The sequence below is a fragment of the Aliisedimentitalea scapharcae genome (genome assembly GCF_045277565.1).
Lineage (GTDB): Bacteria > Pseudomonadota > Alphaproteobacteria > Rhodobacterales > Rhodobacteraceae > Aliisedimentitalea > Aliisedimentitalea scapharcae.
In genome coordinates, this window is the sequence record NZ_CP123584.1 from 449,287 (window position 1) to 463,312 (window position 14,026).

General features: G+C 58.5%; 11 protein-coding genes. 8 read left to right on the forward strand and 3 right to left on the reverse strand.

From position 1 onward, the window contains the following. Positions 1-196 precede the first annotated feature (196 nt). Positions 197-2,536 carry an aldehyde dehydrogenase family protein gene (locus tag QEZ52_RS02050; RefSeq protein WP_406647563.1) on the reverse strand — a complete coding sequence of 780 codons (2,340 nt, stop codon included), beginning with the start codon at positions 2,534-2,536 and terminating at the stop codon, positions 197-199. Between the two features lie 84 nt (positions 2,537-2,620). Then, positions 2,621-3,610 (reverse strand): deoxyribose-phosphate aldolase, encoded by a 990-nt coding sequence (gene deoC, locus QEZ52_RS02055; protein WP_406647565.1) that lies wholly within the window; start codon positions 3,608-3,610, stop codon positions 2,621-2,623. A 198-nt stretch (positions 3,611-3,808) separates the two neighbouring features. On the opposite strand from deoC, the gene QEZ52_RS02060 reads away from it, so the two are divergent. The 8 genes from QEZ52_RS02060 to QEZ52_RS02095 all read left to right on the forward strand — a co-directional run bounded on the left by QEZ52_RS02060 (position 3,809) and on the right by QEZ52_RS02095 (position 12,772). Then, the gene (locus QEZ52_RS02060; protein ID WP_406647567.1) at positions 3,809-4,768 is read left to right on the forward strand and encodes a metal ABC transporter solute-binding protein, Zn/Mn family; all 960 of its coding nucleotides are present in this window, start codon (positions 3,809-3,811) and stop codon (positions 4,766-4,768) included. A 2-nt stretch (positions 4,769-4,770) separates the two neighbouring features. After that, positions 4,771-5,577, forward strand: coding sequence for a metal ABC transporter ATP-binding protein (locus tag QEZ52_RS02065; RefSeq protein WP_406647570.1), 807 nt, complete (start codon positions 4,771-4,773; stop codon positions 5,575-5,577). Between the two features lie 5 nt (positions 5,578-5,582). Continuing rightward, a complete protein-coding gene (locus QEZ52_RS02070; protein WP_406647573.1) occupies positions 5,583-6,788 on the forward strand; it encodes a metal ABC transporter permease in 1,206 nt (401 codons plus the stop codon). Further along, positions 6,785-7,714 carry a metal ABC transporter permease gene (locus QEZ52_RS02075; RefSeq protein ID WP_406647575.1) on the forward strand — a complete coding sequence of 310 codons (930 nt, stop codon included), beginning with the start codon at positions 6,785-6,787 and terminating at the stop codon, positions 7,712-7,714. Before QEZ52_RS02070 ends, QEZ52_RS02075 begins: the two co-directional genes overlap by 4 nt. A gap of 125 nt (positions 7,715-7,839) precedes the next feature. Then, positions 7,840-9,714: a DNA mismatch repair endonuclease MutL gene (gene mutL, locus QEZ52_RS02080; RefSeq protein ID WP_406647578.1), complete on the forward strand. Its 1,875-nt coding sequence runs from the start codon at positions 7,840-7,842 to the stop codon at positions 9,712-9,714. 57 nt (positions 9,715-9,771) lie between these two features. Beyond that, on the forward strand, positions 9,772-11,010 hold the full coding sequence (locus QEZ52_RS02085; protein ID WP_406647580.1) for a DNA recombination protein RmuC: 1,239 nt from the start codon (positions 9,772-9,774) through the stop codon (positions 11,008-11,010). Continuing rightward, on the forward strand, positions 11,007-12,278 hold the full coding sequence (locus QEZ52_RS02090) for an adenylate/guanylate cyclase domain-containing protein (RefSeq protein WP_406647582.1): 1,272 nt from the start codon (positions 11,007-11,009) through the stop codon (positions 12,276-12,278). The genes QEZ52_RS02085 and QEZ52_RS02090 overlap by 4 nt, the downstream gene beginning before the upstream one ends. Before the next feature lie 179 nt (positions 12,279-12,457). Then, positions 12,458-12,772, forward strand: coding sequence for a DUF3775 domain-containing protein (locus QEZ52_RS02095; protein WP_406647584.1), 315 nt, complete (start codon positions 12,458-12,460; stop codon positions 12,770-12,772). A gap of 111 nt (positions 12,773-12,883) precedes the next feature. Here the strand turns inward: QEZ52_RS02095 and QEZ52_RS02100 are convergent, their stop codons facing one another. Further along, positions 12,884-14,026, reverse strand: coding sequence for a saccharopine dehydrogenase family protein (locus QEZ52_RS02100; protein WP_406647586.1), 1,143 nt, complete (start codon positions 14,024-14,026; stop codon positions 12,884-12,886).

A 14,026-nucleotide genomic window follows, 5' to 3' on the forward strand; every position in this document is an offset into this window, starting at 1 on the left:
ATGATGTCCATAGGTTTCGCGGCAAATCCTGACACTGCGGAGTCATTCCTGCGCTTGAGAAACATTGAACAATGTAGCAGGATGAGCCCAAAATGCTCTGCGGGGCACACGCATCGCCCGTGACCGTTTGAAGCGAACAAGCGGACCAGGTATGGCAACCTGTCCGCCCTAGCATACTACCATCAAGAAAGCGGGATCATTCGCCATAAGGCACCCAGATCGTTTTGATCTCGGTGGACGCTTCCAGGAAACGGCGTGTGACGTCCGTGGACCAATCCATGGTTTGCCGGTTGTTGACCCAAGTCCGCTTGAGATTGCTGGCCGAGGCGTCTTCGACTTCCCGAGATAGATCACTGGACGAGAATGACCACATGGCGTCCACATTCATATGCCCGGCGAGCGGCACTGCTATGTCAGAAGGCGTCCCCGTAAGGATGTTCACGACGCCTGCGGGAACATCCGATGTTTCAAGCACCTGATAAAAATCTGTCGCGGCCAGCGGGTAAGGGTCGGAGGCGGCCAAAACGACTCGGTTACCCATCGCCAAGGCGGGAGCCATAACCGACACAAGTCCCAACAAAGGGGCCTCATCTGCGCACAGAGCACCGATCACGCCAACCGGTTCCTTCATGGCCAGGGCCACGCCACGTATCGGTACGCCGTGGGCCTGACCGTCATATTTGTCGGCCCAGGCTGCGGCTGTGAAAAGACGCTGAAGCGAGGCTTCGACCTCGGATGCACCGCTCCGTTTCCCGGTCATGGCATTGATGCGCTGCGCGAATTCATCGGCGCGCACAGACAGGTTTTCACCGATGTAATACAGGATCTGCGCCCGCAGGTGGCCGGTGGTCTTGGCCCAACCTTTTGCCCCGGCTGCGGCCTCGACCGCGTTGCGGACGTCCTTGCGATTGGCCAGGCCCACGTGGCCCAACAATGCACCGGACCGATTGTAGATCGGTTTGGAATAGCCGCTGTCCGGGCGGGTCTGTTTGCCACCGACATACATTTTGGCCGTGCGGTCGATTGCGTCGACTGGTGCGCCTTCGCCAGCATAGGCCTCAACGGGTTTCAATGGCTTGGTTTTGGCCTTGGGTTTGGTATAGGCGCTCAAGCCTTCCCAGCCACCTTCGCGACCAAAGCCGCTTTCGCGCACGCCGCCAAACCCGGCGGCCGCATCAAACAGGTTGGTGGCATTGACCCAGACCACGCCTGCGACCAGTTTCGGCGCAATATCCAGCGCCAGGTTCACGTTTTCCGTCCACACTGTCGCGGCCAACCCATAGCGGGTGTTGTTGGCCACCTCGACCGCCTCGGCCGGGGTGCGGAAGGTACAGGAAACTAGCACAGGGCCAAAGATTTCTTCCTGCATCAGCGGATCGGAGGGTTCCATCCCTTCGATCAGGGTAGGGGGATAGAAACAACCCTGGCTGGGCATTTCGATCCGGGCCTGATGCATGGACCCAGCTGTATTGGCCGCAACCATCTGGGAAATAGTCTGTAACTGTACGGGGTCAACAACCGCACCGATATCAATGCATTTGTCCAGGGGGTTGCCAATGCGTAGCTTGTCCATCCGCGCCTTGAGCTTGGCATGAAAGGCCTCGGCAATGCCTTCCTGTACCAACAGGCGGGACCCGGCGCAGCAGACCTGACCCTGATTGAACCAGATCGCGTCCACCAACCCTTCGACAGCGGAATCCAGATCGGCGTCGTCGAATACGATATACGGGGACTTGCCTCCCAGTTCGAGTGTCATCGCCTTGCCGCTGCCTGCGGTGGCCTGACGGATCCGGCGACCGACGCTGGTCGATCCCGTAAAGGCGATCTTGTCCACGTCTGCGGCGACAATCATTTCGCCCACGGCACCATCACCAGTGACAATATTAACCACCCCATCAGGTAGCCCGGCTTGACGACAGATGTCGGCGAACAGCAATGCGGTCAAAGAAGTATATTCAGCCGGTTTCAAAACCACCGTATTGCCCATGGCCAGCGCTGGAGCGATTTTCCAGGCCAGCATCAATAGCGGGAAGTTCCACGGGATGATCTGACCACACACACCCAGAGCCTGGGCATCGGGCAATTCGCCCTCCATCAGCTGGGCCATGCCCGCGTGGTAATAGAAGTGCCTTTGGGCCAGCGGGATATCGATATCGCGGGATTCCCGTATCGGCTTGCCGTTGTCCATCGTTTCGAGAACGGCGAACAGGCGGGCGTGTTTTTGCAGCAGACGGGCAATGGCATAGAGGTAACGTGCCCGACCTGGCCCGCCCTGGTTTTCCCATTTGCCCTGCGCTTTGCGGGCGGCGGCAACGGCCATATCCACATCCGCTTGTGTGGCTTGGGTCAAAGACGCGAGAACCTCGCCCGTTGCGGGATTTCGGCTTTCGAACGCGTGTGCGCCGGGGTTGGTGAAATCACCGTCGATGAAATGCCCGAAGCGATCGCCTTGATCGACCAACCAGGCCAATGCCTCGGCGGCGCTTTCGGGAGCAGGGCCATAATCCATGGACTCAAAAATCTCTTTGACAGTCATCGTGGTTCCTCGGTCTTCGCGGTGTCGTTTTTTCGAAAGGGGACGACCCGGAAATTCGTTTCGTCTCGGCGTCAGATGCGCCGATCAGCCCATAGCATGCCGGTATCCGGCGGAATAATGGCCGGTCAGGTGGTGTTCCAGCTGGCGTTCAATATCGCCCAACAGGGACGACGCGCCAAAGCGGAACAGGTCGGGTTGCAGCCAGCGGTCGCCCAGCTCTTCCTTGATCAGAGACAGATACACCACGGCGTCCTTGGCCTTGGAGATACCGCCGGCCGGTTTATAACCAACCCGATACCCGGTGCGGTCAAAGTAGTCGCGTATTGCCCGGATCATCACCAGCGTCACTGGCAGGGTGGCATTGACGCTTTCCTTGCCGGTTGACGTTTTAATGAAATCGGCCCCGGCCATCATGCACACCAATGAGGCACGTGCCACATTGCGCAGGCTGCCCAGCTCACCAGTGGCTAGGATCGCCTTGACGTGGGCGTCGCCGCAAGCGTGGCGAAAGGCGCGCATTTCATCATACAGTGCCTGCCAGTCCCCGGTCAGCACGTGACGACGCGAAATAACGATGTCGATCTCATGTGCGCCTGCCTTAACACTCTCTTCGATTTCGGCGACGCGCAAATGGAACGGTGACAGTCCGGCGGGAAATCCGGTCGACACTGCGGCCACCGGAATGCCAGACCCACGCAAGGCGTCCACGGCGGTGGTGATCATGTCGTGATAGACACAGACTGCTCCGGTGGTCAGTCCAGGCATTCCCAATGCGTCCAGCATGTCGGTGCGCACTGGCTGGCGCGCCTTGGCGCATAGGCGTCGAACCCGCCCGACTGTATCGTCGCCGGACAGGGTGGTCAGGTCGATGCAGCTGATCGCCTTGAGCATCCAGGCCGCCTGATAGTCCTTTTTCACGCTGCGCCGCCCGGGAAGGGTTGCCGCGCGGCGTTCAACGGCCGACGTGTTCGCCTGCACCGCCCGGACCCAATCCAGGTTCAACGCCATGCCGGGGTTGCGCGGTTCCGTCACCAGCGGCAAATGCGTTGTGTGTTCTGCTGTTTGGTTATCCATGTTTTTGATCCCAGAAACCGACAGGGAAACCTCGCATGGGTGCGACATGTTAGCAAGCGATGGGGGCAGTTTCCGTTCGGGAAATTTGACCATTTGGGCAAATAATGACCCTTATTGCGAATAAGTCGCAATATCATTGACTTTGTTGCGAATCATTCTCATATTGCCAGTAACGAAATTCACAGGAAGGAGTCCGCCATGCGGATTCGCCGGTTTGCTCTGATCGTCACTTCACTGCTTCTCCCGTTGATCGGGGGACAGGCGATGGCGCAGGAGCCAATGAAAGTCGTTGCCACAACTGGCATGATCGCGGATGCCGCGCGCCAGGTTGGCGGGGACCAAGTCAAGGTCAAAGGGCTGATGGGTCCCGGGGTTGACCCACATGCCTACCGTCAGACCCGCAGCGACATTGTCGCCATGACACGTGCTGATCTGGTGCTGTGGCATGGTCTCTATCTCGAAGCGCAGATGGAAGACTTCTTTCACGATCTGGAGCGCAAGCGCAACGTCGTCGCCGTCGCTGATGGCCTGCCCAGGGACGTTCTGCGCGGTCATGATTCCTATGCGGACAAATTCGACCCACATGTCTGGATGACACCGGTTCTGTGGAAGCAGATGGTACGCCAAGTGCAAAAGGCACTGACAGATACCCGACCAGAATCAGCCGAGTTTTTTGCCGCAAACGCGGATGCGCATCTGGCAGATCTGGACCGGCTGATTGCCTATGGAACCGAAACACTGGCCAGCGTTCCGGTCAGCAACAAGGTGCTGGTCACAGCCCATGATGCCTTTGGATATTTTGGGCGGGATTTTGGGTTTGAGGTGCTGGGAATTCAGGGAATTTCGACCCAATCCGAAGCCGGGCTGAACCGGATCAGCGAACTGGTCGACATGCTCGCGGATCGCAAGATTTCAGCTGTCTTTGTCGAAAGCTCGGTTTCGGATCGGTCGATCCGCGCCTTGATCGAAGGTGCTGCGTCGAAGGGCCACGAGGTTAAAATTGGCGGCGAACTTTTCTCGGACGCAATGGGTGCCGACGGTACCTATGAAGGCACCTATCTAGGGATGCTGGACCATAATATGACAACAATAGCCGGGGCGCTTGGCGCCGAAGTGCCCGAGCGCGGCATGGATGGCAAGCTTTCGGCAGGGTTTTGAGCATGACATTGGAATTGGCAAGCAATCAGGGTCAGGCACCAGCGGAAAAAGGGTTGGAACACAGCCCGCTGGCCATTCGTGGTTTGACTGTGACCTATGGTCAGAAACCAGCGGTGTTTTCTGTCGACATGACAGTCGAACCGGGCAAGATGACTGCCATAATCGGTCCCAATGGGGCCGGTAAATCCACCACGCTCAAAGCTGCATTGGGCATCATCAAACCGGTCTCGGGGCAAGTGCAGGTGTTCGGCAAGCCGCTGGAGGATCAGCGCGCCCGCATTGCCTATGTCCCGCAACGTGCCAGTGTAGACTGGGACTTTCCCACGCGAGTGATCGACGTCGTCCTGATGGGGCTGTATCGCGAATTGGGCCTGCTGGGGCGTCTGCGCAATCGGCACAAGGCCCGCGCGATGGAGTGCCTGAACCGGGTCGGTATGCATGATTTTTCGGATCGTCAGATCGGTCAGTTGTCCGGTGGCCAGCAACAACGTGTCTTCCTGGCGCGTGCGTTGGCGCAGGAGGCGGATCTGTACCTGTTGGACGAACCGTTTGCCGGGGTGGATGCCGCCACCGAGAAGGCAATCATCAATGTCCTCAAATCCCTGCGTAAATCGGGCAAGACCGTTGTCGTTGTTCATCATGATTTGGCAACTGTGCCCGAATATTTTGACAATGTGTTCCTGATCAACACGCGCAAAGTTGCCGAAGGATCTGTTGCGACAACCTTTACCGCCGAAACCTTGCAGGCCGCCTATGGCGGGCGGCTGGCCACTGCACAGGTGGATCAGCTGACACTGGCCGCGGGGTAAATACCATGCTGTTCGAAGCTCTGACGCTTCAGCTTGGCTATAACGCCACGCTGGTGGCTATTGGTGCGACCCTGCTGGGGGTTTCAGCCGGTGTCACCGGGACTTTCCTGTTTCTGCGCAAGCGGGCTTTGGTCAGCGATGCTGTATCTCATGCGACGCTTCCTGGAGTATGCGTGGCCTTCATCCTCATGGCCATGCTGGGCGGGGATGGGCGAAATCTGGTGGGTCTCTTGCTGGGCTCGGCGGTGTCGGCTGGAATCGGTCTGTGGTGTCTCAACTGGTTGACTCGCAACACACGGCTGGCCGAAGACGCGGCGATCGGTGCCGTGTTGTCGGTGTTCTTTGGGTTTGGGATTGTGCTGCTGACTGTCATCCAAACGCTGGGTGTGGGTCGCCAGGCGGGTCTCGAGGGGTTCCTGTTGGGCTCGACCTCTGGGATGTTGTGGGCCGATGCTTTGGTGATTGCGGGCGGCGGGGCGGTTACCCTGTTTCTGATCCTTCTGCTGCGCAGGCCGATGACGTTGGTGGCATTTGATCCCGAATATGCGGCTGCGCGCGGGTTGCCCGTCGACAGGATTGATCTGGCGATGATGGGGCTGGTTATGGCTGTAACGGTTGTGGGGCTCAAGATCGTGGGGCTAATCCTGATCGTCGCCCTGTTGATCATTCCCGCTGTGACAGCCCGTTTCTGGACCGAACGAAGTGATCATGTGGTGCTGTTGGCGGGTCTGACGGGTGGCATATCCGCCTATCTGGGGGCGGCGATTTCCGCGTCGGCCCCGAACCTGCCAACAGGTCCGATCATCGTGTTGATGAGCTTTGCGCTGTTTGCCTTGTCGATGCTGCTTGCCCCCAATCGCGGTGTTTTGGCCGCGATCTTGCGCTATGTTCGCTTTCAGCGCCGGGTGCACGTTCGTCAAGGCTTGTTGGCGTTGTCCCAAGGGCAGCCAATCTATGAAAAATTGACTCTGAGATTGCTCAACCGTGCCGGATTGGTGCGCCTGGACGGGGTCGCTACGGACACAGGTCGCGCGCGCGCCGCCAAGGCGCTACGCGACGAGAAACGTTGGGAAGTGGTGCGTTCAGACCAGGCGCATGAAGCCGCTGCCGCGCTGTATGACGGGTTGCGTGAAATCGAAACCGTGCTGACCCGTGATCAAATTGATGAAATCGACCGCCGAATCGGCGGGCCAAAAGAGGTGCCGGCATGAGTGGTGAAGAATTTGTCCCCCTGTCGCTGACACCGTTGCTGATCGGCACATTTGCCGCTGTGGCCTGTGCGTTACCTGGCAATTTTCTGTTGTTGCGGCGTCAGGCGCTGATCGGTGATGCGATCAGCCATGTGGTGTTGCCCGGGATCGTGGTGGCCTTTTTGATCACCGGGGCCATTTCGGCCTGGCCGATGATGCTGGGGGCCGCCGGGGCGGCGGTGGTTGCCGTGGTGATGATCGAAGCAATTCGCCGGTTGGGTCGGATCGAACCGGGGGCAGCCATGGGGGTGGTGTTCACCACAATGTTTGCCGGGGGTGTTCTGCTGCTCGAACAGACCGACACTTCGACCGTGCATCTTGATGTGGAACACGCGCTATACGGCAACCTTGAAAGCCTGATCTGGCTGGATGCTGTGGGCTGGGCATCGTTGCTGGATACCCAGGCACTGGCGCATCTGCCGGTCGAACTGCCCCGCATGGCTTTGACTCTCGTCGGAGTACTGGTGTTTACCGCACTCTTCTGGCGCGCGCTCAAGATCTCGACCTTTGACGAAGGATTTGCCCGGACCATGGGGATCCGGGTCAATATGTTGGGCATGGCGCTGGTCATCACTGCTGCGATTGCTGCTGTGGCCGCCTTTGATGCAGTGGGGTCGATTATCGTGATAGCGATGTTTATCTGTCCGCCCGCTGCGGCGCGTATGATGACAAACCGGCTCGAGGGGCAAGTGGGATGGAGTGTTGTCTTTGCCGTGATTTCGGCGGTTCTGGGGTATGTTCTGGCGGGGTATGGCCCGATGTGGATTGGCGGCAGTGACGCGGTTTCGGCAGCAGGTATGATTGCTACTGTTTCGGGCGTCATCCTCGCTCTGGCAGCAAAATTTGGCCCGTGTCGCAACCGCACAGGTGCCCCTGTTTCGGCATGACCCCCGGGTCCAGACACAGGCCCTGGAAGGGTCGAATTATTCTGCTGGATCGCGTGTGTTTTCTGCCTTAACCACCCTGTGACGCATCTGGCAGAATCGCAGGTGCATATGCTAAGTGTTGTTGTATGGCACATGCGAACCCCAATATCAGCGAAAACCGCCCCGTCATCCGTCAACTTGATGACAGCGCAATCAACCGTATTGCGGCGGGCGAAGTCGTCGAACGCCCGGCTTCCGCGGTCAAGGAAATGGTGGAAAACGCCATTGATGCGGGGGCAACCCGGATCACCATCGACATTGCCGATGGCGGCAAGACCCTGATCCGTGTCACCGACGACGGATGTGGTATGCCTCCGGACGAACTGCCTCTGGCCCTGTCGCGTCATGCAACATCCAAGATTGACGGCTCGGACCTGCTCAACATTCACACCTTTGGGTTTCGCGGTGAAGCGCTGCCTTCTCTGGGTGCGGTGGGCCGCCTGACGATCATCAGCCGGGCCGAAGGGTACGACGCCGCTCAGATCCGGGTGTCTGGCGGGCAGATGGATCCGGTCAAACCAGCGGCGCTGCGATCAGGTACAATTGTAGAACTACGTGACCTGTTTTTTGCCACCCCAGCACGATTAAAATTCATGCGATCAGACCGGGCGGAATCCCAGGCAATTGGCGATGTGGTCAAACGTCTGGCCATGGCTGAACCGTCAGTGGGGTTCACGTTGCGTGATGTGTCGGGTGGTGGCGAAGGGCGCGTGACCTTTCGGGCTGATCCGCTGTCTGGCGATCTATTCGACGCCTTGCATGGACGACTGGCGCAGGTTCTCGGGCGTGAATTCGCTGAAAACGCACTGCGCATTGATGCGACCCGCGACGGAATTCGGTTGTATGGTTATGCCGCCTTGCCCACCTATTCGCGGGGGGCTTCGGTGGCGCAGTTCCTGTTCGTGAACACACGTCCGGTCAAGGACAAGACCCTGCAAGGCGCATTGCGCGCTGCCTATTTTGATTTCCTTAGCCGTGACCGCCATCCGGCGGCGGCACTATTCATTGATTGCGATCCAACCCTGGTCGATGTGAACGTGCACCCGGCCAAATCCGAAGTTCGTTTCCGAGATCCCGGGATTGCGCGCGGCCTGATCGTTTCGGCCCTACGTCATGCGCTTGCCGAAGCCGGGCACCGGGCCTCGACCACGGTTGCAGACGCGACGTTGGGTGCCATGCGACCCGAGCAGCCGAGCCAGCCCCGCGTGTATCAGATGGACCGGCCTTCTCTGGGCGCACGGGTTGCCAATTATGCGGCGCAGCGCCCGGCCAATCCCGAACCTTTTGGGTTTGAGGATCTTAAACAGGACTACAGCGGTCGTGTTGTCGAAACCCCGCTGGAGCCAACTCAAAGCGAAGATCCCGCAAGTACCGAGGAACAGCACCCGCTGGGCGCCGCCCGGGGGCAGGTGCATGAAAACTATATCATCGCACAGACGGCTGATGGCATGGTTATCGTCGATCAGCACGCGGCCCATGAACGGCTGGTCTATGAAAAGCTGAAAAATCAAATGGCCGAAAACGGCGTCGCAGCCCAGGCTTTGTTGATTCCTGAAATCGTCGAACTGTCCGACAATGACTGTGCCCGGCTGGTCGACGTTGCCGACGAGTTGTCAAAATTCGGATTGACCATCGAACCTTTCGGCGGAAATGCCGTCGCGGTGCGTGAAACCCCTGCCATCTTGGGAGAGGTCAATGCCACTGCGATGATCAGGGATATTCTGGATGAACTGGACGATCAGGGCACCAGCCAATTGGTTCAGGCCAAGGTCGAAGCGATTCTGTCCCGTGTTGCCTGCCATGGCTCGATCCGCTCGGGCCGTCGCATGCGCGGCGAAGAAATGAACGCCCTGCTGCGCGAGATGGAAGCCACGCCCCATTCGGGCCAGTGCAACCATGGCCGCCCAACCTATGTAGAACTGAAGCTGGCCGATATTGAACGGCTGTTCGGACGCAGTTGATCCCAATCATCAGGCACGCTAGAGATTGGGGAAACAAAACAGGAACGGGCGGGCGATATGACTGAAATTGCGGGATTGGGATTTGCCCTGAATGATCCGCTGGCGATTGCAGCGCTGGCCGGCGTTGCAACATCTCTGTTGATTGTCATTCTGCTGTTCCTGGCGCTGCGCGCGGCCAATCGGTCTGCCCGAATGACCGAACCGCTTGCACAGCAGATGTATCACCTCGGCCAGCATGTTCAGCAATTGGGCCAAGGACAGGAACAGCTGCGCGGCGGGCTGCAGCATGTGTCGGAAACCCAGGCCAACGCTCAGGTACAGATGATCCAGACGGTCGAAGCGCGGCTCGCCGCAGTTCAGCAGAACATGAGCGATCGTCTTGCCGACAACGCCCTGCGCGGCCAGCGTGCAATGGCTGACATGCAAGAGCGGATGAAAGAAAGCCTGCACGGCTCCTCCAAGCAGACCACGGCGTCGCTGACTCAGTTGCAGGAGCGGCTCAAGATGATCGACAAGGCGCAGGACAACATCACCAAGCTCTCTGGTGATGTCCTGAGCTTGCAGGACATTCTGTCCAACAAACAGACACGGGGCGCATTCGGAGAGATTCAGCTGAATGATATAGTGTCCAAGGCCCTGCCAGCCGACAGCTATTCGCTGCAACACACCCTGTCCAACGGAAAACGCGCCGATTGCCTGATCCATCTGCCAAACCCACCCGGCCCCATCGTGATCGACAGCAAATTTCCTCTGGAACCTTATGAAGCCCTGCGCAAGGCCGAGACCCAAGTCCAGCTTCAAGAGGCGGCGCGCATGATGAAAACCGCAATTCGTGCTCATATCAAAGCCATCTCAGAAAAATATATCATTGATGGGGAAACCGCCGAAGGCGCGCTGATGTTCCTGCCCTCCGAAGCGGTATATGCCGAGCTGCACGCCAATTTTCCCGACATCGTGCGTGAAGGTTTCACCGCCAAGGTCTGGATCGTCTCGCCCACAACCTGCATGGCCACATTGAATACCATGCGTGCCATTCTGAAAGATGCCAGGATGCGGGAACAGGCCGGGGCAATTCGAACCGAGCTGGGCCTGTTGCACAAGGATGTAGAGCGGCTGGGAGACCGGGTTGGAAATCTGGACAGACACTTTGGCCAGGCGACCAAGGACCTCTCGGAAATCAAGATCAGCGCGGAAAAGGCAGGGCGTCGTGCCCAGAGACTGGACAATTTTGACTTTGAGGAATTGGCTCAGAAACCGTCCGAGAATGTTGTGCCGCTGAGCAAAAGCGAAGGATGAGCGACGTGAATCCGGATATCGCCCTGTTGCGCGCCGCTGAAATCGAATCCGAACGGTTGGTATCCCTGTTGCGCATCGGGGTTGGATTGGCCCTGCTGGTTTCGTTCTTCCTGATTGTGTCACCGGTGGACCCGCTCGCAAAATTCCTGCTGAAACGTCAGTGGTTTTTTGCCGTTCTGACCATGACGGCCTATTTGCTGCTGGGGGTCGTGTTCTACCTGATGGCCCGTAAGGGACAGTTGCGCCACTGGATGATCTGGCCTGCGGTCGCAGCGGATAGCCTCTTTCTGCTTGGGAATGCGTGGCTGGGGTTGATGAATACCGGGCTTGCCGGGCAACTTGTATTTGTTCTGCCCCCGGCGTGGCTTGTCCCTTTGGTCTTTGCTTTTGGGGTGTTGCGGTTCGATCCGTACAAGCAGGCGTTTGGGGTGGGTGTGGTGGTGCTCGGACTCGCGGTCCTGTTTCTGATACCGGGAGAGGGCAGGGAGGGGCTGGACGTAAACAGGGTCACCATTTTTCTGTCCCTCGCGCCGAATCTGATGCGGTTGGCGATGATTGCTCTGGCTGGTGCGGTTTTGGTGGTGGCCGCGCAACGGATGCGGCGTCTGTTGTTCCGCTCCCTGACGGAGGCCCGACAAAGGGCAAATCTGACTCGATACCTGCCTGCGCAACTGGCAAGCCGTTTGGCGGATGATGGGTTGAACGTGCTGCGACAAGGGGCGCGGCAGACAATGTCCATCATGTTCATCGACATTCGCGGTTTCACCAGTTGGTCGCAGAACCAGGATCCGGGTGATGTCAGCCGATTTATTTCGGAATATCGCAGTCGTGTGTCTGAGGTCGTGCGTGCGCAGGGCGGTATCATCGACAAATTCATGGGGGATGCTGTGATGATCCTGTTTGACGGTAAAGATGACGCTGCCTGTGCATTACGGTGTGCCACAGGTTTGGCCGAGGAAATCGCCCGGTGGTCTGATACACGGGCGGATCCTATCAAGGTTGGGATCGGGATCCACCGCGGAGACGTGTTTTGCGGTGTCGTCGGTGGAGCGGATCGGCTGGAGTATTCGGTGTTTGGGGACGTGGTGAACAGCGCTGCGCGTCTGGAGCAATTGACCAAAGACGTTGGGTTCACGGTCATTGCATCGCATGATGTTCTGGGCGCGGCAGATGCCGATAAGGTGGGGTGGTGCGCCTTGCCGGCTGTTGAATTGCGTGGCCGCACCGGTCGCGTTCAGATCAGTGGCTGGTCGCCGACAACCCAGTAGACGTGCACAAAGCCCGCGCCAAACCGGGCGCGTGTGGCAACGGTTTTCTTGCGCGGGCCTGAAATGTCGGTTGCCTGTGTCACCGGTGGCGGTCTCACGTATTGCGCCAGATCAAGGACGTCGTGCGCAACTGCGCTATCTGATCAGGTAGCAAACGTGAACGGATGGAAGGAAGCGACATGGAAATCTCTGCCCGGAAAGTGGCTCAGGTTGCGTTGATGGCGCGGGAACTGGACCGGGCCGAAGGTGAATTGCGCGCCTTTATCGACCGGTTGAACGAAGACGAACAGGCCGAGCTGGTTGCGGTGATGTGGGTTGGACGCGAGAGCTTTTTCGCCGAAGATCTGGCCGAAGCCATTGCCACTGCAAAATCCGAGGCTTCGACCCCCTGTGCCGATTACCTGTTGGGAACACCGCATTTGTCGGATCACCTGGAAAACGGGCTGGAGGCGTTGGGTATTTCGGTCGAAGATGTGGAAAACGACCTGATGTAGGCGGGGTTACCGCCAGCGGCAGGTGCGAGGGGCCAACCCCTCGCGCTCCCCGGAGTTTTCTGGGCAAGATGAATGAAGGAGCACCGTGTTTCGGGCGCTCCCTTTTTTGTATCAGGCCGTTTGGTCGACCACTTGAAGATGCTGAGCGAGCTTGGCGATTTCTCCCATCCATTTTGCGACCAGGGCTGGATCTGAGGGGGCGGCGCTGACACCGGGGGCGATTTTGCCGTTGATCACAGCCTCGATCGCAAAGGAGACAGGGAACGAAACCAGCCGCGCCATGGCCGTGCCGCGTTCGTCGCCCCAGGCATCCATCACATAGGTTTTGTGCCAGACCGTCGCGCCATCCTTTTCCGCCTTGAGATCGACGCAGAGCACAACGCGGTCGGCTTCGCCTTCGTCATATGCATTTTCGGTCCAGAATTGGTCCGACATTTCCTTGAGCCTTGTGTCACCTTCGGGGCCGCTCAGGGTTTCAACCTCTTTGAAAACGCCATCCCAAGCCTGGGCCCAGCCATTCAGGCGTAGAGTGCCACGCACGAATTGCTTGACCGACCAATCTGTTCCGAACTCGTACTGCTGCATAAAGGGCAATGAGTCCCGATTGGGATAGACCTCGAAGCTCTCTGGTGTGGGCAGTGGCGCTGTATAGGAGCTGATCGCATCCCAAGGGCGTGCGACATCCAGCGGCGCGTGGTCCCGGATTGATTTTGAAGGGGAGCGCAACGCCTTGAGCACGCCCAACGGTGACCAACTGAATTTGTAGCGGAAGGGGTTTGGCGTTTTGGGAATTCCCCCGCAATATGACAGAAAGCTGATGTCGTTGGCTGTGTCACAGGCCACTGATCCCTTGTAGTCGTCCACCAGCGCATGCGCCATCAAATGGTCGATGCCCGGGTCCAGGCCAACTTCGTTCACCAGACAGACACCGGCGTCGCGGGCCTTGTCATTCAGGGCGCGCATTTCGGGGGCAATATAAGACGAGGATACAAAATGGGCACCGCGTTCGATGGCGAGCTCTGCCAGTGGCACATGCCAGTCGCCGGGCAGCATCGACACGATCACATCCTGTGGGCTGAGCATCTGACCCAGGTTGGCGATACTGAAACTGTGAATATTGGTGGTCAGGTCGCCCACTGCTTCGCGGGCCTTGTCAGCTGTTCGATTCCAGACGGCCACATCATGGCCCATTTCCAGCAGCCGACGCAGGCCGGGGATGGCTGATAGCCCTGTTCCGCACCAGTGAATTGTCAT